The sequence below is a fragment of the Paenimyroides marinum genome, assembly GCF_900108395.1.
GTDB lineage: Bacteria > Bacteroidota > Bacteroidia > Flavobacteriales > Flavobacteriaceae > Flavobacterium > Flavobacterium marinum.
The window spans coordinates 81119-106464 of the sequence record NZ_FNXE01000004.1; the positions used below are offsets into that span (position 1 = coordinate 81119).

The window sequence follows — 25346 nt, forward strand, 5'->3', positions numbered from 1 at the left end:
TATTTTTGAACAAAATTCTATGTAATGCGTCGCATTTTATCCTTTATATTATTATTTCTGTCGTTTAACACCTTTGCACAACAAGATTATCAGGCACAACAACGTAAACTTGAAGAGCGAAAAGCCCAGATTTTAAAAGAAATCAAAGAATTTCAAAACTTGCTCAACACCAATAAAAAGCAAGAACGGAATATTTTAGCTGAACTGAACGAGCAAAACAGAAAAATCAAACTTCAAACAGAATTAATTTCTAATTCTCAAAAACAAATACGTACGCTTAAAAACGACATTTACGTAAACACGCTGGCATCAAACAAATTAAAACGCGAACTGGCTGTTTTAAAAGAAGATTATGCCAAAACCATTGTAAAATCGTACAAATCGCGTTCAGAACAAAACCGTATCATGTTTATTTTGTCGAGTGAAAACTTTTTACAGGCATATAAACGTATGCAGTACATTAAGCAATATGCCAAATACCGCAAATCGCAAGGAGATGAAATCAGAGAAAAATTTGAAGAATTAGAACGTATTTCGGCACACTTGGAAATCCAGAAAAGCAAACAGGAGAAAATTGTCCGAGAACAAGAAAAACAACGCAAAGAATTACAAGGCGAACGCAACAAGCAAAGCGAGCTGATGAATCTTGTTAAAAAAGACAGTAAAAAATACAGTTCTCAAATTCAAAATAAACAAAAGGAAACTAAAAAGATAGATCAACAGATAAAAGTAATTATCAAAAAGATCATTGAGGAAGAAAACCGCAAACGCAGAGAAGAAGAGGAACGCAAAGCAAAAGCTGCCGGTAAAACAGTTGCTCCAAAAACCTCTTCAGCCGGCAAATTAGAAATGACACCTGAAGAGAAAGCCTTGGCAGCAAGTTTCAGCAACAACCGCGGGCGTTTGCCTTGGCCGGTTGAAAAAGGGTACATTTCAGTTCATTACGGTACTGTTAAACATCCGGAATATAACATTGAATATGAGAGCCACGGCATTGAAATTACTACGGAAAAAGGAGCCGCCGTTCGCAGTGTTTTTGAAGGAGAGGTATCGCAAATTCAAGTAATTGGAAATACCAGAACCGTATTTATACGTCACGGAGAATACATCACGGTTTACAATAATTTGGCAACGGTATCGGTTACGCAAAACCAGAAAGTAACCACCAAACAAAAAATTGGAACGGTAGCTAATAACCACGAAGGTGTTGCAGTGCTTAAATTTATGTTGACCAAAAATGAGACAATTAACAATCCACAATCGTGGTTAAGCAGTAAATAATTATGACAGTTCAAAAACCTTTTAATCTGCAAAAATGGATTGACGAAAACCGCGGGCTATTAAAACCACCGGTTGGCAATAAAAATATTTACACAGAATCGGGCGATTTTATAGTGATGGTTGTTGGCGGACCCAATGCCCGTAAAGATTATCATTATAATGAGGCCGACGAATTTTTCTTTCAGTTAGAAGGAAGCATCTCTGTTGCCATTCAAACAGAAAACGGAAAAGAAGTTATGGAATTAAATGCGGGCGATGTATTCTTACTTCCTGCAAAAACACCACATTCACCCATCCGGACTGAAGGCTCTGTTGGTTTAGTAGTAGAAGTAAAACGATCAAACCCGGAAACAAAAGACGGGTTGCTTTGGTATTGCGACCATTGCAATGAAAAATTACACGAAGTTTATTTCCCATTAAACAACATCGAAACCGATTTTTTACCGCATTTTAAACATTTTTATACCTCTGAAGAGTTACGAACTTGTAAGAAATGTGGCGAAATTATGGAAGCCGATGAACGTTTCATTGGTTAATTCACCATATTTTATTAACTTAGTCGATTACAAAGAATCATTAAATATTTAAGGTACGCCGTACCACGAAAAACAATGAAAACAATTTTATCTCAGTTAGGATTAAACAATACAAACTTAGGGTCATCAACAGGATCTCAATGGTTTGCAAACGGAACAGAAATTTCTTCTTACACGCCGGTAAACGGTTCATTAATTGGAACCGTCCAAACCACGTCGAACGATGATTACGAAAAAGTGGTAGCTACAGCAGCCGAGGCTTTTAAAAAATGGCGTTTGGTTCCTGCACCAAAACGCGGCGATATTGTACGCCAGGTTGCAGAAGCTTTACGCGAAAATAAAGATGCTTTAGGACGTTTGGTTTCTTATGAAATGGGGAAAAGTTTGCAAGAAGGTTTGGGCGAAGTTCAGGAAATGATCGACATTTGTGATTTTGCTGTTGGTTTATCTCGTCAGCTGTACGGCTTAACCATGCACTCTGAACGTCCAATGCACCGTATGTACGAGCAGTACCACCCTATAGGAATTGTGGGAATTATTTCTGCCTTTAACTTCCCGGTAGCCGTTTGGTCTTGGAACGCTGCTTTGGCTTGGGTTTGTGGCGATGTTTGTGTTTGGAAACCAAGTTCAAAAACACCTTTATGTGCCATTGCCTGTCAAAACATCATCACAAAAGTATTCGAGAAAAATAATGTACCAGAAGGTGTAAGCTGTTTAGTTACAGGAAATGCTTCGGGTGATTTAATAAATAACGACAAACGCATCCCTTTGGTTTCTTTCACAGGATCTACCCGTATTGGCCGCCACGTATCAAAAACAGTTGCAGAACGTTTTGGTAAAACCATTTTAGAATTAGGCGGAAACAATGCCATTATCGTATCTGAACATTCTGATTTGAATATGGTATTGGTAGGAGCTGTTTTCGGAGCTGTAGGAACTGCCGGACAACGTTGTACATCTACTCGTAGATTAATCGTGCATGAAAGTGTGTATGATAAAACAATCGAAACCTTGAAAAATGCTTATGGTCAGTTAAAGATTGGTAATCCTTTAGACGCGGCTAACCACGTGGGACCGCTTATTGATACCAAAGCCGTTGAAGATTATTTAAAAGCTATTGAAAAAGCTAAAGCCGAAGGCGGCAAAATTGTTGTAGAAGGCGGTGTTGTAGAAGGTGCCGGTTACGAAAGCGGATGCTACGTAAAACCATGTATCATTGAAGCTAAAAACGAATTTGAGATTGTACAGGAAGAAACTTTTGCTCCAATTTTATATGTAATAAAATACAGCACCATTGAAGAAGCAATCGACCTACAAAACAATGTTCCTCAAGGATTGTCTTCATCAATCTTTACAAATAATTTACGTGAAGCTGAATTGTTTTTGTCACACGCCGGATCTGATTGTGGAATCGCAAATGTAAACATTGGAACATCTGGTGCCGAAATTGGTGGTGCTTTTGGTGGTGAAAAAGAAACAGGTGGCGGACGTGAATCGGGTTCTGATGCATGGAAAGTATATATGCGTCGTCAAACAAACACCATTAATTATGGAACAGAACTACCATTGGCACAAGGAATTAACTTTAATATATAATAAAAAAATGAGAAAATTAGTTATAGCTGCAACTATGTTATTTGCAGTACAGTTTGCATCGGCTCAATCAGTAGATTTTAAAAAAGATGTTATTGAAATGGTTAAAATATCAGGTTCAGCAGCAAATTACACTGCGTTTTTTGAACCTATTATGGAACAAATATCAGAAGACAAACGTGCTGATTTTAAAAAAGATATTGAGGCTTTAATGCCTTCTATATATGAAAAAACAGCAGAGGTAATGATGAAGTATTATACGCACGACGATGTCAAAAAAATGATGGAATTTTATAAATCTCCAATTGGTCAAAAAATACAGGAAAGTACTCCAAAGATCTTAAAAGATCAAATGAGTGATATGCAAGATTTACAATTACAAATTCAAGGTATCTTAATGAAATACATGCAATAATACATTAAAAAAAGAGGTCTTTTAAACCTCTTTTTTTATTAAATTACGTTAAAGTTATTCATCATTTCTGTTTTTTATTATAACTTTATTTTTCTAAATAAATTGATATGAAAAAATTATTGTATGTATGTTTCGCTTTCTTTGCGATACAGGTTGGTTTTGCACAAGCTTCACCGGAAGCAAAAGCATATATTAAAAACCTTAAGATGAAAGAAAGTTTAGACCAGACAAAAACCGGTATAACCAATCTTATTCTTAGTGAAAATCTTGAAAAATTCAATACGGAATTTGATGGTTTGGTAAACACCTTTATCACAGATTTTGAAAATTTAGTCCAAGAAAATTATTCGGCTGAAGACTTAAACAAGTTAAACAAAAGTTTAGAGAGTAATGCCACACCAGAACCAATTGCTCCAAAAGATGCCGTAGCCTTTCAAGAAAAAGCAAACAAAATCCAGGAAGAAATGGGAATGTCGTTACAAGGAATTGTGATGAAGTACGGCGATCCTGTAAAATTAGAAGAAATGCAGCAACAAGAATAGCAGCACACAAAAAAGATGAAGAGAGGCAATTATGCCTCTTTTTTTATACGTATTTTTGAAAAAAAAGATTTTTATGAAATGTCCTTGTTGTTCCGGCAAACCATATAGTGCTTGTTGCGAGCCTTATCACAAAAAAGAACACAATGCCCCAACTGCCGAAGCCTTGATGCGTTCGCGGTTTTCCGCATTTGCCTTTCCAAATGGGGCATATCTTTTAAATACCACACTGCCTGCCAAACGTAAATTTCATTCACAAGAAGAATTACAAGAATGGGGAGAGATCAATCAATGGGTAAAATTAGAAATTGTAAATCTTCCGGCGATCAATCAGGTAGAATTCAAAGCTTTTTATATCGATTCAGAAGGAAAAGAGCAGCTTCATCACGAATTATCTGTATTTCAAAAAATAAACGATCGTTGGTTTTACGTTTCAGGAACTTTTTTAAACGACAATTAACGTCTTTCTAAAAAATGATATTTGTAATGGGAAGAAGAAATGAAACCAACCGATTAAATCACAAAAAAAAAGTAGATCAGAAAAAGAAAAAAATAAAAGATTCCGAATCTGCACGAAAAGAGAAACTAAAACAGATACAAAAGAAATTCAACAAACAAAATTCAACGGAAACAGACCAATAATATGAAAATTCTGCATACTGCCGACTGGCATTTAGGAAAGCGTTTAGACGGTTTTTCGCGTTTAGAAGAACAAGTGGACGTAATGAACGAAATGGTACAAATTGCCAACAATGAAAATGTTGACATGGTTTTAATAGCCGGCGATTTGTTTGACACGTTTAATCCATCGGTTGAAGCTACTGAATTATTTTACAAAACACTGAAACAACTCACAAATAACGGTACGCGACCCGTTGTTGCCATTGCAGGAAACCACGATTCGCCAGACAGGATTAATGCTCCCGACCCGCTGGCACGTGAATGCGGAATCATCCTTATTGGTCATCCCAATGAACTAATTCATCCTTTTAAAACCGATCATTTCAGCATCACCCAATCGGCAGAAGGATTTATCGAGCTTGCTATCGATAACATCAATTTTCCTGTACGGATTATTCATACGGCGTATGCAAACGAAATCCGGTTAAAGCATTATTTTGGCGAAGACAAAGAAGAACAGTTAAACCATGTTTTAAAAGAGCAGTGGAAAAAAATCGCTGATGAATTTTGCGATGAAAACGGCATCAATCTGCTGATTTCTCATTTGTATATGAACAAACGGGGAGCAGAACTTTTAGAAGAACCCGAAGGCGAAAAACCAATCAAAATCGGTAATGCGGATTTGGTTTTTTCTGATGGAATTCCACCGCAGATTCAATACACCGCATTAGGGCATTTACACGCTTTCAACAACATCGGAACCATTGAAAAACCTGTTATTTATGCCTCTTCTCCTTTGTGCTATAGCTTTAGCGAAGCCGGGCAAACCAAATATGTTGCTCTTGTAAACCTGGAACCTAATAAGCAGGCTACGTTCACAAAAATCAATCTTACAAAAGGAAAACCATTGGTTCGAAAGACCTTTCAGACAGTTGAAAATGCCGTCAATTGGCTTTTAGAGCACCCAAATACCTTAGTGGAGTTAACCATTGAAAGCGAAACGTTTTTAACAACCGGTGAACGCAAGGCACTTTTTCAGTCACATTCAGGCATTGTACACTTGATCCCGAAAGTTAAAAATCAGATGGCAGACAGCAATCAAATGAATGAAATCAATCTCAATCAGGACATAAAGGAACTGTTCAAAGACTATTTTAAGTCGAAAAACGCCAATCAGCAACCAAACAACGAACTGATGGATTTGTTTAACGAAATTTTAAACGATTAATTATGATTCCTATTCAATTGACAATAGAAGGTTTGTATTCGTACCAGAAACGGCAAACCATTGATTTTTCTAATTTGATAAATGCCGGATTATTTGGCATTTTTGGTACTGTTGGTTCAGGAAAATCATCTATTTTAGAAGCCATTACCTTTGCTTTATACGGCGAAACCGAACGTTTAAATGCCAAAGATAAACGTGCTTACAATATGATGAATCTAAAATCGAACAGCTCATACATTACTTTTGATTTTCTGAATTTTGAAGACAAAACGTTTCGCATTACCCGTGAATATAAACGAAACAGCAAGCGTTTTGAAGAAATCAAGCCATCAACTGTTATTTTATATAAGAAAATGAACAATGAATGGATTCCGTTAAATCACACCAATTTACAGGAAATTATTGGATTGAGTTACGACAATTTTAAACGGACCATCATTATTCCACAAGGAAAATTTAAAGAATTTATTGAATTGGGTGCCAAAGACCGTACCCAAATGATGAAAGAAATCTTCAATCTTCATAAGTACGATTTATACGATAAAGTTTCGGTTTTAAACAGCAGAAATTTAACCCAACTGAATCAGTTAGAAGGGAAATTATCAGGTTTTGAAGAAGTTTCGGAAGAACACATAGCCTTTTTGCAGGATCAATTAACATCTGAAATTGAAATTCTACACATCAAAAAAACTGATTTTGAAACAATTAGTAAAAAGCTTCAGGCTCTTGAGAACATTAAATCGGATGTTGAATTGCTGCTGAACAAACAAAACACATTCTCAGAATTAGCCCAACAGAAACCGGAAATTGAACGAAAAAATGCCGAATTAGATTTATACGAAAAAGTATATAAAACATTCCATCAACAGTTGGTTGATCTTGAGAAAACAGAAAAAAACATTCAAAGCATCAGCATTCAGGCAAAAGATCAAGAAAGCGAATTAAACATTTCTGAAACCGAATTATCAAAAATAAGTCAGAAAATAACCGAATTGCAACCTGCTTTTAACCAGCTTCCACAAAAACGTTTAGAAGAAGAAGACTTAAAGCGCATTGCCGAGAATATTTATTTTGAATCTGAAATTATCGAATTAAAAAGTCGTTCTGAAAAAGGGAGTGAAAAAGTTAATGAGGTCGAAGAAAACATTGAAACGATTCGGAAAATCATAAAATCAGCCGATGAAGAAATCATACAACTCACTAAAAATCAAATTGATTCAGCTATTTTAATAAGCGTTGGCAATTGGTTTATACAACAACAAAATTTATTAAAAAACAGACAAAATCAACAAGAAAAAATAAAAGGGATACAAGCTGAAATTGCTCAAATATCAAATGAATTAGCAGCTGCAAACGTTTCTGTTAACAATTTTGAAAACGATGTACAACTAAAAAAAACAACGTATAATTCGCAAAAAAATCAATTAGAAGAAAAGCGTAGAAATTTAGAAGTTCAGCAAAAACTGTCGCATTTCGCACACAATCTGCACAACGGAGAAGCCTGTCCGCTTTGTGGAGCTTTAGAACATCCGGCGGTAATTGTTTTGGACGATGTTACTACGAATTTAGAAGCACTGCAGATAGAAAGTACCCATTTAGACAACCAGTACAATGAATGGGTTGATTTCGCAGAAAAAATTCGTCAAAAAATTCAGAAACTATCGCTTGTTGAAGAACAGTTTTTAATAGAAAAAAATGCTGTTCAGACTATTGAAAATCAACTTTTAAACCACCAATCACAATTTATTTGGAGTGAATTTGATCCGGCTGATTTTACAGATTTTGAACACAAAAAGAATCTATCTTTGCAATTAAACCGTCAGGTAGATGAAAAATCGAAATTAATTACGACACAAAGACAATTATTAGATGCAGCACAAGAAAAGCTTGAAAAGTTTAAGAAAGCATTAGCAGAGTTTAAATTAGATGAAGCCAAAAAAACGGCACAAATAAAACAAAATTCAGCAAACCTAAAGGTTTTGGTTTCTGAGGATTTCCGTTCTTTTTCTGTGGAGGAAATTCAGCAAAAATTAAATGATTTGCAATTGTTCAATCAAAAAACAGAAACTGATTTTAAGCTTTTAACCGAACAATTTAATTATTTAAACAATCAAATTTCCGGACAGAAAGCATCGCTTCATTCCATACAAAAGCAATTGAATGATTTGAATGATGAGTATGAAAAACTCAATGTCCTTTTCAATCAGAATCTATCCCATCAAAATCACACAAAAGAACAGGTTTTAGAAGTAATCAATCTAAAATTAGATGTAGATTCTACAAGAAAACAGGTTCAGGATTTTATGATTGCCTATAAAACATTGCACAATCAAATAGAAGAACTGCAAGAGAAATTAAAAAATCAAGCTTTTAGCGAAGAAGAGCTTCAACAACAACAAAAGCAGTTTTTAACGATAAAAAAACAATTAGAAGAAGCCACAGAAAACGTAACAAAAACAAAAACCGAAATACAGCGTTTAACCACCGCATTCAATCAAAAGAAAGAGCTTTTAAAGCAGCAGGAAGCATTGAGAGGTCGGGCAGAAAATTTAAAAACGCTTTCTAACCTGTTTAAAGCAGCCGGATTTGTACAGTATGTTTCCACCATTTACCTTAAACAACTGTGCGAAAATGCCAATATACGTTTCCGGAAAATGACGCGGAACCAGTTACATTTACAGATAAATGAAACGAACGATTTTGAAGTGGTTGATTACTTAAACGAAGGCAAAACGCGGAGCGTAAAAACACTTTCAGGCGGGCAATCGTTTCAGGTTTCGTTGAGTTTGGCACTGGCACTGGCAGAAAGCGTACAGGTGCACACCAAAGCAGGAAAAAACTTCTTTTTCATCGACGAAGGTTTTGGAACACAAGATACCGAATCGGTCAATATTGTTTTTGAAACGTTGAATAACCTACACAAAGAAAACCGGATTGTCGGGATTATCTCGCATGTGGAAGAACTGAAAGAACGCATACCAACTGCTTTACAAATCACAAAATCTGATGAAAACGGGAGTTTGATTGAAATCATTTAACTTCTTATTCAAACCATAATATTTTAAAAACCATAAGTTTACAAAACAGCGGTAATTTCGGAAAAACATTGTTTCAATATGAAGAGAAAAGTAGAAATTGCCGTTATTTCGGACACGCATTTAGGAACGTATGGTTGCAAGGCTAAAGAATTATTGAGCTATTTACGATCCATTGAACCTGACCGACTGATTTTAAACGGAGATTTTATAGATATTTGGCAATTCAAGAAAAGTTATTTTCCCGAAAGCCACCTCGAAATTATAAAGTACATTTTAAATCTTTCGCTAACCAATTGTCAGGTGATTTATTTAACGGGAAATCATGATGAATTTTTAAGAAAATTTTCGCCGATGACCTTTGGAAAAATTCAATTGGCAGATAAGTATATTTTTGAATTAGACGAAAAAAAAGTCTGGACTTTTCACGGCGATGTATTCGACTCTTCGGTTCAACATTCAAAATGGATTGCTAAGCTGGGTGGTATCGGGTACGATTATCTGATCCGCATCAACAATCTTTCTAACTGGATTTTGGGTAAACTGGGGCGCGAGAAATATTCCTTTTCAAAGAAAATCAAAAACAACATCAAAAAAGCTGTTAAATTTATCGGCGATTTTGAACGTACCGCATCAGAACTTGCTATTGAAAACAACTTTGATTACGTTATCTGCGGGCACATTCACCAGCCACAAATAAGAGAGGTTTCTACTTCAAAAGGCAGCTGTATGTACTTAAATTCGGGCGACTGGATTGAAAATCTTACGGCTTTGGAATACAATAAAGGCTCTTGGGAAATTTATCATTACGAGAATGATTTGCTACTGGATTTAATAACCGATCTACCTGAACCAATCAAAGTTCCTGAAGAATACAAAGAAATTGACGTTTTTTTCAAATGAAAATCTTATACGCATTACAGGCAACGGGCAACGGACACATTGCCCGTGCCAATGTTTTAGTACCAAAATTAAAAGAAAAAGCCAATGTTGATGTTGATGTTTTTATTTCAGGACAAAATGCCCAATTAAAATTCAGCGAAAATGCTGTGTACAATAAAGGTTTGTCTTTATTTTATTCAGAAAACGGCGGATTGAATTACGGAAAAATCTTTCGTAAAAATTCTCTTTTTCAGTTTTTAAAATCGGTTAAAAACCTACCTCTAAACCAATACGATTTAATAATTAACGACTATGAACCTGTAACAGCTTATGCTGCCAAATTACAAAATAAGAAAATCATAGGGTTAAGCCATCAATCAGCTGTGTTGCACAAATTGGCTCCAAAACCCGATAAAAATTACCGGTTCAGTAAATTTGTGTTAAAGAAATATGCCCCGGTTGATACCTCGTTAGGATTTCATTTTACAAAATACGATGAGAACACCTTTCATCCGGTTATTCGCGAATCAATTAAAAAACTCAATTGCGAAAAAGAAGATTATTTTTTGGTTTATTTGCCAAGTTATAAAAATGCCGAAATTTACAAGGTGCTTTCGCAGTTAAAACAAGCTGACTGGATTATTTTTTCGCCTTTTAGCAACATTTCCAAAAAACAAGGCAACTGTACGTTTTTCCCTATTGACGAGCGTTTATTTATTTCATATCTGGCAACAGCAAAAGGCGTTTTATGTGGTGCCGGTTTTGAATTTCCTGCCGAAGTTCTGTATTTAAAAAAAATGCTCTACATTATTCCCATTAAAGGACAATTTGAACAACACTGCAATTATCTGGCACTGAAACAACTGGGCGTAATGGGCTCTGAAGATTTTAACGATACGAAACTGAAACACTGGATGGAATCAAACCACATAACGGAAGTTTCTTTTACTGATGATACCGACGAAGTAATTGATCGGGTTTTTAAAATTTAGTTCATAAAAAAACCGACTAAAGTCGGTTTTAAATAGTTTAAAATTATTTGTCCTTTTTTTTCTTATAATCGTTTTTGTTTTCTTTTTCAATTTTTTCTATTGTTTTAAAGACGTTAATTTTTATAGAAGCAGGAAGCGGCTTTTCACAAGCCTTTCCTGCTTTTTTAAAATTATTCATCGGCATTACAATTCTAATACAATAAATTCTGATCTACGGTTTTCTTCATGTTGCTCATCTGAACATTTAGCACCGTTTACACATTTGTTAACTAATTGTGTTTCGCCATAACCTTTGTAAATAATACGGGAAGACTCTATGCCCTGAGAAATCATCCATTCAGCAGTTGATTTTGCACGACGCTCTGATAATTTCAGGTTATAGCTGTCTGATCCGCGGCTATCGGTATGTGAACGTACATCGATTTTCATTCTCGGGTAATCTCTCAGTACTTCAACTACTTTTGCCAACTCTACTGCCGCATCCGGACGGATGTTGTCTTTATCGTAATCAAAATAAATCGGATTTAATTTTAACACTTTAAACAAGTCATCGTTTTTCTTCACTTCTACTTTTTTACGTTCTAACACAATGGTTTTAGTAGTAGTTCCGGTTTTAGTATCTAAAGTAACTGTTTCTTCTTGCGTAATATAATCGTCTTTTTCAATTTTTAAACGATACATTTCACCGCATTCGTATTTTGTATTAAACGAATAGGCATCGTCTTTATACTGATTTGTCCAGCCTTTTTCATTGTATAATTTATCATACAGTGTAACCGTGGCGTCGGTAATAATGTTTCTTGTTTTATTATCAACCACCACCACATTTAGATTTTGAATACACTCCAAAGGCAACATACGGGTTTCTAAGAAACTGTATATATCATCGTTTCCAACGCCACCTTCACGATTAGAGGAGAAAAATCCTTCTTTGGTTTTAAAATCGATAAAATAAGCAAAATCGTCTGCATTAGAGTTCACAGGATCTCCCAAATTATGGATTTCGCTGTAACTACCGTCATCTTTCAATTTCACTCCGTACACATCTAAACCTCCTAAACCAACACGACCATCGCTTGAGAAGTATAATTCGTTGTTATCATTTACAAACGGAAATGTTTCACGGGCTTCGGTATTGATTTCGGCTCCCAGGTTTTGTGGAACACCATACACTTCGCCGCTAACGCTTACTTTCCATAAATCGGATGCACCATATCCACCCGGACGATCGGATGCAAAATACAATGTGCGTTCATCTTTACTTAAAGCCGGGTGTGCTGTACTGAAATCGTCACCATTAATTGGCAATTCGCGAACGTTTTGCCAGCTGTTGTTTACCCAATCTGCTTTGTAAATTTTTAACCTTGTATTTTTATCAGCGTCATATCCACGGTTTCCGTTTGACATGTTGTTGCGGGTAAAGTACATGGTTTGTCCGTCTTTTGTTACAACTGCCGACGATTCGTTTAAAATACTTTTTACATCGCCTTTAATACGTTTTGCTTTTGGTTGTTTACGCAACGTATCGGTTTCGGTTGGCAATTGATAATTATACAAACTTGTAAAAGCCGCCCCTGTCCACGTATGGATTTTTTTTGCAAAATTCCCGGTATCTCTGGCACTGGTGAAGTACAAGTTGCCATCGTGAACAAAGCCTCCGTAATCGGCAAACTGCGTATTGATTGACAAATTGGTTAATTTATCATATCTGCCCGAGTTTTCCTGAATTTGTTTTTGCAAATCAGCTTCGTTCGCTCTGATTTTTGCTATTTGGGTTTGATTTCCCACTTTGTTTACAAACTGATTATAATACGATTTTGCTTCGGCATCATATCCCATGTTTTGCAACGTTTGTGCATAACGGTAATAGTACTCCGGTGCTATTTCTACCGGAATGATTTCTCTGGTACCATTTTCTTCCGATATGATTTCCTGTGGTTCAATTTCTGTAAACAAACGTTGGTAATGTTTGTAAGCATTTGTGTAATCGGCATTAAAATAATAAGCGTTTCCTAAATTTTGAAATAGCTCTTGACTGACAAATCCGCGTTTATCTATTTTTTCATAAATTTCCAACGCATCTACGTACGCCCACTGATCATATTTTTTGTCGGCTTTTTTCAAACCTGCCTGTGCCTGTGCCGTGGTATTCCCTAAAAATAAGAAGGATGCCAGGGCTATTAGTGATAATCCTTTTTTCATGTCCTTTAATTTTAGAAGAAACGCGGCGAGTTCACGCGGCGGTACTTGTTAAACAATTCAAATCGTAAGAAAACTTCGTGTGATCCGTTAGAATAGTTTGCCAATTTAGTGGTTTCGCCATCGTAACTATATCCTATAAACAAGCCATCGGTTATCTGGAATCCTACCAATCCGCTCCACGCTGCATCTAAACGATAAGCTCCACCAACAGTAAATCTATCATGTATTAAGAAGTTCGCTGTAATATCTGCCTGCAATGGTGCACCATTTACTGCTTTTAATAAAAAGGCAGGTTTAAACTTTAAGGTTGGGTTAATTTCTATCACATGACCTCCCATAAAGTAAAAGTGCATTTTTTGCTGCATGGTACTTTGAATGTTATCATCGTAACGAGTGGTGGTCAGGAAATTGGGTGCCGATAAACCTAAATACGTTCTTTCGTTATGCCAATAAACTCCAGCTCCGATATTTGGTGTGAACTGGCTTTGAATATCTGATTGGAAATTGGGATCATTAGGGTTATAAGTCAGTAATTTTGAATATTCAACATTCAGTAAATTAGCAGAACCTTTTAAACCAAATGATAATTTACTTCCGCGATCATTCAAATCAATGGTATAGGATAAATCTACGCTTATCGTATTTTCGTCCATAACACCAACAGCATCATTTAAAAAGCTTACCCCTAACCCCAGTTTGCTGTTGCCTAACGGCGTGTTAACAGAAAACGCATTGGTTGTTGGTGCACCGTCTAATCCTGCCCATTGCGTACGGTGTAAGCCAAAGATGCTTAAAGAACCTCTGCTACCAGCATACGCCGGGTTGATATTTATGGTGTTATACATATACTGCGTGAATTGCGCGTCTTGTTGTGCATTGGCTGAGAAGCTTACTAAAGCTAGCAAAGCCATTAAGATTTTTGCTTTTTTCATTGCTTCTCAGTTTAATTATTGTTTTCTAAATGAAGGAATCCTACTTTTTTAACCCATTGGTTTTGTCCGTCGCGGTCGTATAAATATTCCACCACATAATAGTACGTTCCTGTTGGTAATTTTTCACCAGAACCTACAACACCTACACCTTCTGCGACACCTTTAAAAACGTTGCCTTTGCTGTCATAACTTGTGGTTTCATACACCTTTCGTCCCCAACGATTGTAAATGGCCACGCTGTTGTTCGCAAAATAATTTATGTTATCAATAATGAAATAATCATTTATACCGTCTCCATCAGGAGTAACTCCTTGATAAATAACCACATCACCAGGATTAAGAAATTTTTCTTTGATTTTTCCCAAAGTAAAAATTCCAAAACCTTCTACCTCAACAGGAGAGGTTACTGTTTGGTTACCCATATCTACGATTCCACCTTCATCAACCCAAAGGTTTTGATTGGCATCCCAACGTACAATGTGTAAATCATTGCTACCTCTGAATTCTGCAGGTGTGGTTTGATCGTGCCAGGAAAGCGTTACTATTACCGAACCATTGGCTCCGCTTGCTTGTTCAATAGTCCAATATTCTTTATTGTCAACTACCTCTATAATCCCAGTACGGTCTTTATGCGGATATTTTTCATTGGTATCTTCCTGAAAATATTCACCTTGGTATAAATGGGTTTCGTTTGCAGGAGCTGAGATCCCTGCCAAACGATAATACCCCGATTTACCGATTGGAAAAACAAAGGCATTATTTCCCTGTTTTTCTACCATACCTTCGGCATAACTTTTATCAGAGGCGTTCATTTGTGATGCTCCGTTTCCAAAAAGCATTTTTCCACCAGCATCTTTATTGATTTTTACGATACCGTTTCTAAAATTCCCGGTTCCGTTGATAATCATATCGCTATTCAAATTGAATGGATATTGAGTGGCCGTATTGTGAAACAACACGTCAAAATGTTTTGATGGCTGCGAACCTGATATCAACTGCAACTGATTGCCTTGAAATACTGTGTAACCCGTTGTTTGATTAGTGGTATGTGTAAACAAACCATCGTTGTTATAGTTTTTATAGAACTGGAATTCACCGTCGTTAAAAACTACTCCTGATGCTGTGTTATCAAAATCGAACTGTGTAGAAACCAAGGTATTGGGCAATATGTACAACTGTCCTTGATTGACCGTTACAGGTTCTACGGTTTGCGCATAGGCCACCGAACCTAAACTTAGAAACAGTAAACGGATATTTATAAATATCTTTTTCATAGTCTTTAATTTTTTAAGTGAAACTAAAAGCACAAGGCAACCTATGTTAAATTATTTTTGTGATATTTTATGCATAATTCGCCTTTTTACAAACATTCTGTGAGCTTGTTATTTCACTACAAATACTATATTTATCAAAGTACAATCTGTAGCCGCTGCGGTTACATCGTACGTCATTACGCCTTGATCATTGATTGTAATGTTTGAGAATACGTTTGAGTCATAATCGGTAATGATATAATACAAATCGGTAGGGTCGTCGAAATAAGGAATCCCACTTGTTGGAGCTCCCGGACTTACTACGTGATTTGGATTTGTTAGAGCAAACTGTGCTTTGTACTCTTCATACAGATTTTTGGTTTGCCCCGTTGCATCTGCTGAAGTATCAAAGGTAATAGACGGCATATAGAAAAATTTCACTGCCTTGTTGTCTGTCGTTACCATTTGCTGCCATTTGGTTCCGTCGTTATAATAAAAACCAGGCACTACATCGTTTGCTGTGGCAGTGTTGTAAACGGTCATTCCCGCAACGTGTGCCAATAGTGGTGCAGCCTCTGTTGTTTCTTCTAATGCTAAACGCGGCAATAACATCCCCTTGTTTGTAGCTTCAACATCTAACATGGCATTTGCATTGGGTGTACCATCTGTACCACCTATTTTTACTTGTGCAGATGCTACCGCACTAAGTAATATTACTGATAAAAGGATAATTTTTTTGTTCATAGTTTTATTTTTATTATTCTTTTTTTCGTTTCTTTCTAAAAAGAGTTATTTCTTTATTGGATTTAAAAGCCTTTCTCTAAAAAGAGAAGGCTTTTATAATCTATTTGAATTATTGAGTTACCGAATATTCTACAATTACTTTAATATCCAAATCTACATCACTTAATACATTATACATGTTTCCTGTACCAATTCTAAAAGTCAATGAATCTGTTGCCAATGTAACATCGGTAGTAGCTGTATTGATGATTTGATTAGTCGTTGCGTTTAAAATCTTGATACCAATTACATTTCCTATTGTTCCGCCTGTTAAGGTAATTGCAGATACGTTTGCAGAACCGCCTGTAACAGTTGCGTCAAAAATGCCGCGATAAATCTTTCCGCCATCAATCCAAGTGTCACCCGTGTTTACAACGGTTGTGTTTTCGAAATTATCTCCTAATTGGTTTTTAATTTCTTGCTTTTGAACATTGGTTGCATTTGTGATTGCGTTTACAACAACTTCAGAAATATCAATCGGTGTTTTTGTACCGTTTACAATGGTATAGAATATATTAGGTGTACCTGCATCATCATCATGATCGCCATAATATACATTTCCACCCTCGTTCAAGATATTTGTAATTGCATTTTGAATGTCTGTGTTTCCTTCTATTAAATTTTGAATATCAGTAGTTAAATCAATTGTTGCTTGTGCTGTAGAACCAGATGTTTCATTAAAATAATCATACGTAATTTCTACATCTCCACCTGCAGCCGTACCTGTTGTATTTTTATTAATCTCTGTTTCCGTTTCGTTAGCTTTAACAATGTTATTAAAAGCTGTTGAAGGAACTACATTCGCTACTCCGTTAGCATCAATAATACTGAATACAATATTTCCGCTAACGATTTCAGCCGTTACCGTACCTGCAGGTAAATCAGTGTTGTCGATCATATTCTGAATATACTCTACCAATGTTGTAGCCGTACTGTTATTGAAAGTTGTAGTACCTTCGATAATATCTCCTAATTCCTGAATTACAGAAGCCGGAATATCAATTACTACATCGGCTCCTGCTTCATTTTTGTAAGTATAAGTACCGTCTGCATTTTCGGTCATTGTGGTCACCGTTTCGTTATCTGTAACGATTGTTTCAAACGCCGAATTATCTACATTAACCCAAGTATTCGTCGTTTTATCCCATCGTTGAAAAGAAGCTTGGTTTGTAGTTGCGTCAATTACAATTTTAGTAACACCGTCTTGCATGGCATTTTCAGAAATGTATTGAATATACTCTTCTACCGTAGTATAAGTGTTGTTATCAATTGTTACCGGATTGTTTGTAACAAATTCCTCGAAATTATTGATGATACCGCCAACTACGTCAATTTTGTAAACTCCTGGTTCGGTTCCCGTTGTTGGATCAGCTGTGCCTGTGTAACTTTCAGAAACATAATATTGTACGTTATTGATTGTAACAAGTTTTGTTTTAGTTTCATTTCCTGTAATCAGATCAATAATATCTGCCGTTATGTCTTTTTTTACATAATCTGTTCCATCAAAATAAACATATTCAATGGTTGGTGTGGCTCCCGGAGTAAACACCATACCACCACCGTGTGTATCACCTGTTATCGCAGGATCTACCAGGTTATTTGCAGGAAAAGCAACTTTTAGTAAAGCGATTACTTTAGCCAGATCTGCCTGAACATCTGTAATATTGGCAATCGCCTCATCTAACTGTGTTTGGTTTACAATGCGTTCCCAATGCGGCGTAGCAGCACTTTCTTTAACCCAGTAATAAAATCCTGGAGTAACGTCTGCGATAGTTTCTGTATTGTATACCAAAAGACTTTCTACTTCAGTACCTGTAACCGGGCCGAAGGTTGTGGTATTTCTCAGCTCTACACGTGGAATCAAAACTCCTTTATTTATTGCTGAAATTTCTAATTGGGCGGCTTCTGCAGGGGTTGCTGTACCTATTCCAACCTGAGCGTTAGAAAAATGAGTAACCCCAAGTAATGCTGCAATGAATGTCATTTTTTTCATAATGTCCTAATTTAAATGTTAATTTCTGTTTTTATTATGTCTGATAAAAATGTTTATTTTTTATTTTTTTATCTTGTTTGTAACCATTCTGTTTGATATGATGCAATCTTTTGAACATTTTTCAACCTCAATGGTTATTTGTTGTCTTGAACCTATTTCGCATCCGTTTCTCATTGCTTGAACATAGAATGTATATGAACCTTCTGCTATGTTTCCTGGCATCGTAAACGTCAATCCGTTGGTAGTATCCAATTTATCTGTTCCTGTTTCAGAAGTATATACTTCGTAAGTTGTACATCCGTCCATAGGACTAAATACAATTGGGTCATTTGTACACATTGTTAAGTTTCCGGTTGGATCTGCCCCATAATCAAATGTTGGTTTCATAGAAATGTCATAAATTCTTGTAAAATCACCCAACACACCTACTACGCTTCCGTAAGAAATTTTCACACGGTCATAAGGTTCGTTATACGGCGCTACAATCACAACTGCTTTATTTGTTGTGCCACCTAACAGTCCTAATAATTTTAGATCTAAAACACTGCTGTCACTATCCAAAGCAGGTCCTACCGGCGTATCGCCTAAATAGCGTTGAATGGTATATCCTCTAATCAATTCTAATTGCAGTAGAGGATTTGCAGGCACTTCGATAACAAGTTGTAATTCGTCTCCTGCTGTTGCCAGTTGTTTAAACACCGCTGTTAATGAAGCTTCGTTTAACACAGCTACACCACGCACAATCTGTGCATAAGTAGTCATATCGTTATCTACTGCGTCCCAAGGATTAACAACCGATGCCGTAGCACTTGCCGCACCAATACCTAAATCTTTCACTCCGTGTAAAACATCAAGAATGTTTGGATTGGTGTTTGCGTCTATAGGTGCACAGTTTACAGTACCTGTTTGGGTGTAATACGCACCGAATACTTTTACGTTTTGTGCCACACTTAATACTGCTCCCTGCGAAATTCTAACTCCTGAATAGGCTTGTGGACCAGAATTGTTTGACGGCACAAATGTGAACTCGATTACGTTGTCTGCTATCAATAAATCCAACAAGCCACCGTCTACAGTTCTTAAACCGCCAATAGTGTTTCCGCTGGCATCTAACCCTTGTACAGACAAACCACCAGCCAACATTAATCCGCTGTATTCTTTACCTAATTTTATGGTTACAGGAGTTCCTGCTGCAACTTCGTGATCGAAATAAATGTTTTGCCAAGTTGTTCCTATACCCAGCAATCCTAAACCTGTAGTTATCGTAGAATAGGTTTTCGGGTTACCATCAATAGCGTTGTCTGTGTTTGCAACCCCACCTGTGATGATAGATCCCCAAGTGGAACTATCGTTTGCATATACTCTTTCCAAAGCTGGCGGACAATCATTTGTATCGAAAACGGTTATAATTACATTTTCAAAAACAGTACATCCATTTAGTTCGGCTACAACAGTATAAGTATAAATCCCAGGGTCATCTATTTGTTGTGCTCCGTTTCCTCCTATTGTATTTCCTTCGTAATCGTACCAAGTAATGGTAGTATTTGAGTCAGTTGCAGTAATTGTTGGCAAATTAAATGAATTTCCAGCCACAACCGAAACAAACTGACCTCCGGTAACTGTTATTTCTGGTGCTGCGTTTACGGTGATGGTATGTGTTGATGCATTTCCTGCACCGTTTGCACAGTAACCATCGCCTTCAACTGTTACATACAATGTATGTGATCCTACTAAATCAGGTGTTGCCAAAATATTAAAGGTTTCTCCTTCAAAAACTAATTGAGATAAATTAGCATCTGCGTACCATTTAAATACCGGATTATTGATGGTTGTTCCCGCTGCTAACGAAGCCGTGAAGGTTACATTTTCGCCTTGACAAACCGCAGTTGGCGCATCAATATCAATATCGGTTGGCATTCCTGTTGGAAGCACTGTTACTTCTATTTCTTCTGCGGTACCTGTAAAACAATATCCTACACCTTCTACCGTTACATAATAGGTTGTATTAGCTGTTGGATTTACCGTAATGCTATCACCAATTTGCGGCGTATCTGACAAATTGCTGTTCAAATACCATTTGTAAACCGGAGTGGTAATCGCCGGTGCTGTACTGCTTAAAGCTGCTGTAAGGGTAATTTGGGTTCCCGGACAAGCTGGTGCTGTTGCCGATGAAGAAAGTTCTATTGCCGAAGCATCTACATTGGTACAAGAAGTCGCCATATCAAACGTTGCTTCTTTTTCTACAAGATCATTATCCGGAGTTGTATAACTCACTTCAGCTTTATTGCTAATATTTCCTGATGCCGGTAAACTTTCTACTTTGGTTATTACTGTAAATGTGGTTGACGCTCCTACTGCCAACGAAGCAATATTAAAAGTTAATTCATTACCGTTTACAGCAGCCCCTCCATCATCTACAATCGAGACCTCTGTTGGTACAGTATTTTGTAAAATATCTTTAACCGAAACATTGGTCAAAATATTATTTCCTGTGTTTTTCACAGTGATAGTGTATGTAATTTCATCACCCAATTCAGCTTGATTTGCATTGGTTGCATTATTACTTACACCGTTTTTAACCACTGTGAAATCATAAACTGCATTTACCGGAATAATTGTCCCCGGGTTTTGGGTAGTATCCGGATTATTTGGGTTGGTTTCATTATCCATCGGAGGATAACTCTCAATTTCATCGGTACTTCCGTTTGCCTGGATTTTAGCTATGTTTTTAATTTCCGTTATTCCGGTTAAATCTTCAGCTACTTTTGCTTTAAACGTAAAGCTTGTTGTTTGATTAATTGGTAAAACCGCACTTGAAACAAATGTTACCACACCATTTGTATGTGATCCGCCACTTACCCAAGTTAATCCTGCCGGTAGTTCATCGGTTACGGTAAATCCTGTTAAATCCTGACCTCCGTTATTGCGTACATGAATGGTGTATTCTATTTCTTCATTGCCGTTAACGGTATCTAAAGTATTATCACCATCAATCACATACGATTTCCAAGAAACAATCTCAGCATCTGCTAATGAATAACAACGTTCTACACCGTATAACTGTACCGGTGGCAATACCGATGCACTTACTAAGTTTTCAATACCTACTGCAATACGGTCGTATGCTGCGCCCGGAGCAAATGGTAATTCTACAAGATCCCCGTTGTTAAGCAAGTTCACTACATTAACTCCATTAATAATTCCGGTGGTTCCCCAATCTAAAGTTTCTACAAGTGTATCACCCAAGTATGCCTGTATTTTTAAATCTCCAAGTAACGATAGATCAATAGCTCCCGCACCTGTTTTGAATTTAATATTTACTACATCGTTAACTGCAGAAACAGTATTAAAGAAAATCCATTGTTTTGTACCGCCTGCAATATTCAATGTTCCCATACTGATTTCCGAGTATTGGGTAGAATTATCATTGATTGCATATTGCGGATTGGTAACGCCTGCTCCTGATAGATTATTTAACGATAACGACAAACCTGTATATTCGTACGATGTTGCAAAAGCATCCAAACATTGATCAGAGCTGGTTTCGTAGCACATACCGTAAACATTCATAGTGTTTGGTTGTGCTAAAAGTCCTAAAAGACTATTCGTTATATCTGTAATGCGTACCGAGTTGTAAGGTTGATCCGGTGTTACGGCAATATAAAAACGGCCGTTTTTATCACGTACGATACGTATATCATTGTTTCCTCCGGCTGAAGCATCTTTACTGTTTGCCGTTGTAACTGATGTTCCGTTGTGTTTTACATCTACTTCAAAATAATGATCTCCCAGAACTAAATTGTTCAATAAGCCCGACACCACATTTCCTAAACTTCCGCCTACTAATTTTTCAAGAAGCGTTCCTTCCATCTCAATACGGATATAAGATGTGGTTCCTGCCGGTACATCGTGGTCATAACCTAATTCTACGAATCCTTCAAATTTATTTCCTAAACCTAATAATGTTCCCGCTCCGGAATTTAACGTTGCGAATGTTGCATAATTATCATCAAATAAATTTTGGATGTCATCTGCATTTTGTGCGTCAATCAACATTGTTGCACATTCTGGTACTACGAACGGACTTGTTTCAAAAGGTTCCGGACAAGTAACTCCATAACGTACCACGCTATATATACGTAATGGTTCTGCCGCTACGTTTAAACTTACGATTGATTCTGCACCAATATCTACACGGTCAAAAGTTCCCGTAGGCTCAAATTCCAGGGTTGCAATACCTCCGGAGTTAAACAATGCCAACAAGTCAATATTATTAATTAAACCACTTTGTAGGGTATAATCAGTTCCTACTTGTGTGTTACCGTTATAGAATTTAATTTTATAAGCACCCAATAAGTCTAGAGACAGAACAGAAGAAGGTTCAATCTGCAATCTTATTTTTACTTTATCATTTGATTGCGATGGTTGATTAAAATAGATTGTCTGGTAAACGTTTGCTGCTACACCTGCAACGCCTAAATTTATTTGAGAATACTCGGAAGAGTTCGCAGAAATAGCCCGGTATGGATTGGTAACACCTACGTTTGAAATATCTGCTAAACTTAAGTTAAGCCCCCCACCCTTATATGATGTAAAGTTTGCAGGGAAACAAGCGTCTGTTCCAATTTCAAAGCACGCGTTGTACACATCTAAACTTGCTTTTTTGCCTGTAGGCAACAATGCTTCAATATGATTGGTAATGCGGATACGGTTGTATGGTGCCGACGGCGTAATTGCCAGATAAACACGGCCAATATTGTCTTCTACAACTGTAATTACTCCATTAGATGTATTTGCAAAAGCATCTGTACTATCTTCTAACAGAACAGAGGTAGTACCATTTTTGGCTTCTACTTCAAAATATTGATTACCTAACAGTAAGTTGTTTGCCAAATCAGAAACCAGTTTTCCTAGACTTCCACCTAATAAAGCGTCTAAAACGTCTTTATCGTAATTAATACGAACATAAGTGGTTTTGTTTGCCGGCACGGTTGCCCCCAAATCCATCTCAATGAATCCGGCAGTTGATCCGCTTACTAATAAATTTCCAGAATCGGCATATAATGTTGCATAGGTTTCGTTATTTCCATCTACGGCATATTGTGCAAAATCCACATTGTCAAAATCAATCAAATCGTCCGCACATGAAGGCTGATCAAAAGGACTTGTTGTGGCAGTTGGTATTGCATCTATTTCCGGGTTTATACACGTTGGGGTCCCATCGTAACGCTGAACGTCGTAGATACGAACACCATTTCCTAAAACACTCAATCCTACTGTTGAATTCAATCGTACCTCTGCACGGTCAAAAGCACGTCCTGGTGCAAACGTTAAAGTAACCGCTCCTCCAGATTGTAATAAGTTAAGTGCATCTGTATTATTCAACAAGCCACTTTGTAACGAACGTCTGTAAACCACATCGTTTTGGTTTGTTGATGTATTCCAGTTGGTAAGAACAATTTCAATACCCCCTAATAAATCTGTATTAACTGCTCCTCCGGAACCTAATGCCAATTTTATATTTAAAGTACTTTCTGCCGGTGAAGTTGTTGCAAAATAGAAATATTGCGAAAAAGATCTTGCTACGCTAAGGTCTAAAACTCCTGAAGATTTTAATAAGGAATAACTATTACTATCTCCATCAATAGCTCTCTCTAAGTGTTGATCATTTAAATCAGCAACCTGAAGTCCTAATCCGCCACTTCCATCAAAAGAAGTTCCCAAGGGATACCCGCACGCACCTGTTGCATTACTATATGTAAAAGCGTTATAAACGTCTAAATGATATTCAGTTCCTAAACCAACAGCTGAAATAGAACGATTGATTATGCGGATCCTATTATAATCCTGCGATGGCTTTACTGCAATATAATTATAGCCATTACCATCTACGATAAGCTTTACTCTGTCTGTATTGAAACCTGCGGTATTTGTTCGGGTTAAAACAGAAGTTGTATTATTTCTAACATCAATTTCAAATTCCTGATTTCCTAAAAGAACTCCGCCAACAACTGTTCCCAGAGCATTTCCTAAGGAACCACCTAATAATACGCGCAAAAGCGTATCATCTGCTCCAATACGCACATAAGACCACTGATCGGCAGGAATTGTTGAAGGAAATTGAAGTTCTATAACACCTTGATAAGACCCCAAACCTACTGCCAGACCTGGTGACGCTAATAAACGTGCATATGTATTATCGTCTAAAGTCGCGTTCGTTGAATTCTGAACTGTTGGATCATAACACGGACTAAGTCCTAAAGTTCCACACCCTAATAAAGAGGTCATCTTATCATCCCCGCTGGTATGTGAAACCGTATTTGCCAATATTTTTGTTTGTCCGTAAAAGTTTGTACTGCACAAAAGTGTGAGTAAAAAACAGGATAGTACGTGGACAATTCTCATCTTAAAAATAGTAGTTTTCTTTTTCATTTTTTATAGTATCTATTTTAGTATCATTCATTTAGCATATCATATTGTAAGATATATCTATTAAACTCTTAAATTTTGCCTGAATCATAAATAAAATTCTTGCTTGTATAAAAACTATTCAACTCTCTAATAAAATTCATTATAAAAAGCTTTTAAAACAGTTTACTTTCAGGCTGTATATTTAATTAACTTGAAGTTCTCGAAACAGATATACCAATACCTATCTGGTCAATTGTGAAGTAAGCAAACCCTAATAAGGTTGCATTTAAAGTAATTTTTTTTCATATGTGTAAAATTTTGTTTGTACTATTTTTTGAATCATCTTCTATAAGTTTCCCAATCCCTACTTGTGCATTTACGAAATAAGGAATATTTAACAAGGCTGCCTTAAATGTAATTTTTCTCATTATATAATATTTTAAAATATTAATATTCTACCTAATAATGATTTTATTTTTATGCGTAAAATTGTGACTTTATTAACAATTTGTGGTCTTATAATTGTATTATCTAATATGATTAAAATGTTATTTTTGAACTTTAAGTTTAATAAGTGGTTATAAATTTGTTTTATAGAGTATAAAATTAAGAATTATTTGTTCAAATACAAATATTAATTCATTTTTTTA

The 25346-nt window shown here is 36.4% G+C and carries 18 protein-coding genes; 11 read left to right on the forward strand and 7 right to left on the reverse strand.

The genetic code is table 11. From position 1 onward, the window contains the following. The first annotated feature begins 24 nt into the window (after window positions 1-24). From BLW20_RS02540 to BLW20_RS02585, 11 genes are all read left to right on the forward strand, one after another. The gene (locus tag BLW20_RS02540; RefSeq protein ID WP_091096007.1) at window positions 25-1281 is read left to right on the forward strand and encodes a murein hydrolase activator EnvC family protein; all 1257 of its coding nucleotides are present in this window, start codon (window positions 25-27) and stop codon (window positions 1279-1281) included. 2 nt (window positions 1282-1283) lie between these two features. Next, complete coding sequence (locus tag BLW20_RS02545) at window positions 1284-1817, forward strand: 3-hydroxyanthranilate 3,4-dioxygenase (protein ID WP_091096009.1); 534 nt, start codon at window positions 1284-1286, stop codon at window positions 1815-1817. Between the two features lie 75 nt (window positions 1818-1892). Then, window positions 1893-3413, forward strand: coding sequence for an L-piperidine-6-carboxylate dehydrogenase (amaB, locus tag BLW20_RS02550; RefSeq protein ID WP_091096011.1), 1521 nt, complete (start codon window positions 1893-1895; stop codon window positions 3411-3413). 7 nt (window positions 3414-3420) lie between these two features. Further along, complete coding sequence (locus tag BLW20_RS02555; protein ID WP_177165016.1) at window positions 3421-3825, forward strand: DUF2059 domain-containing protein; 405 nt, start codon at window positions 3421-3423, stop codon at window positions 3823-3825. Window positions 3826-3932: 107 nt separating this feature from the next. Further along, entirely contained in the window at window positions 3933-4367 is a 435-nt protein-coding gene (locus tag BLW20_RS02560) for a hypothetical protein (RefSeq protein WP_091096015.1), read from the forward strand. A 73-nt stretch (window positions 4368-4440) separates the two neighbouring features. Then, complete coding sequence (locus BLW20_RS02565; RefSeq protein ID WP_091096017.1) at window positions 4441-4824, forward strand: YchJ family protein; 384 nt, start codon at window positions 4441-4443, stop codon at window positions 4822-4824. Window positions 4825-4838: 14 nt separating this feature from the next. Then, on the forward strand, window positions 4839-5006 hold the full coding sequence (locus tag BLW20_RS14640; RefSeq protein WP_177165014.1) for a hypothetical protein: 168 nt from the start codon (window positions 4839-4841) through the stop codon (window positions 5004-5006). A gap of 1 nt (window position 5007) precedes the next feature. Continuing rightward, window positions 5008-6213 carry a metallophosphoesterase family protein gene (locus BLW20_RS02570; RefSeq protein ID WP_091096019.1) on the forward strand — a complete coding sequence of 402 codons (1206 nt, stop codon included), beginning with the start codon at window positions 5008-5010 and terminating at the stop codon, window positions 6211-6213. 2 nt (window positions 6214-6215) lie between these two features. Beyond that, entirely contained in the window at window positions 6216-9251 is a 3036-nt protein-coding gene (locus BLW20_RS02575) for an AAA family ATPase (protein WP_091096021.1), read from the forward strand. A 78-nt stretch (window positions 9252-9329) separates the two neighbouring features. After that, window positions 9330-10151, forward strand: a complete 822-nt coding sequence (locus tag BLW20_RS02580; RefSeq protein ID WP_091096023.1) for a UDP-2,3-diacylglucosamine diphosphatase — start codon at window positions 9330-9332, stop codon at window positions 10149-10151. Further along, window positions 10148-11122: a glycosyltransferase family protein gene (locus tag BLW20_RS02585; RefSeq protein ID WP_091096025.1), complete on the forward strand. Its 975-nt coding sequence runs from the start codon at window positions 10148-10150 to the stop codon at window positions 11120-11122. Before BLW20_RS02580 ends, BLW20_RS02585 begins: the two co-directional genes overlap by 4 nt. Before the next feature lie 43 nt (window positions 11123-11165). Here the strand turns inward: BLW20_RS02585 and BLW20_RS14920 are convergent, their stop codons facing one another. The 7 genes from BLW20_RS14920 to BLW20_RS02615 form a co-directional block, all read right to left on the reverse strand. Then, window positions 11166-11300: a hypothetical protein gene (locus BLW20_RS14920; protein WP_262492795.1), complete on the reverse strand. Its 135-nt coding sequence runs from the start codon at window positions 11298-11300 to the stop codon at window positions 11166-11168. A 5-nt stretch (window positions 11301-11305) separates the two neighbouring features. Continuing rightward, window positions 11306-13324: an OmpA family protein gene (locus tag BLW20_RS02590; protein ID WP_091096027.1), complete on the reverse strand. Its 2019-nt coding sequence runs from the start codon at window positions 13322-13324 to the stop codon at window positions 11306-11308. Window positions 13325-13335: 11 nt separating this feature from the next. Next, complete coding sequence (locus BLW20_RS02595; RefSeq protein ID WP_091096030.1) at window positions 13336-14256, reverse strand: PorP/SprF family type IX secretion system membrane protein; 921 nt, start codon at window positions 14254-14256, stop codon at window positions 13336-13338. Between the two features lie 11 nt (window positions 14257-14267). Next, a complete protein-coding gene (locus BLW20_RS02600; RefSeq protein ID WP_091096032.1) occupies window positions 14268-15530 on the reverse strand; it encodes a gliding motility-associated C-terminal domain-containing protein in 1263 nt (420 codons plus the stop codon). Between the two features lie 108 nt (window positions 15531-15638). Continuing rightward, window positions 15639-16253, reverse strand: a complete 615-nt coding sequence (locus BLW20_RS02605) for a hypothetical protein (RefSeq protein WP_091096035.1) — start codon at window positions 16251-16253, stop codon at window positions 15639-15641. A gap of 109 nt (window positions 16254-16362) precedes the next feature. Continuing rightward, complete coding sequence (locus BLW20_RS02610) at window positions 16363-18285, reverse strand: hypothetical protein (protein WP_091096037.1); 1923 nt, start codon at window positions 18283-18285, stop codon at window positions 16363-16365. Window positions 18286-18345: 60 nt separating this feature from the next. Continuing rightward, window positions 18346-24717 (reverse strand): Ig-like domain-containing protein, encoded by a 6372-nt coding sequence (locus BLW20_RS02615; RefSeq protein WP_091096040.1) that lies wholly within the window; start codon window positions 24715-24717, stop codon window positions 18346-18348. Between the last annotated feature and the right edge of the window lie 629 nt (window positions 24718-25346).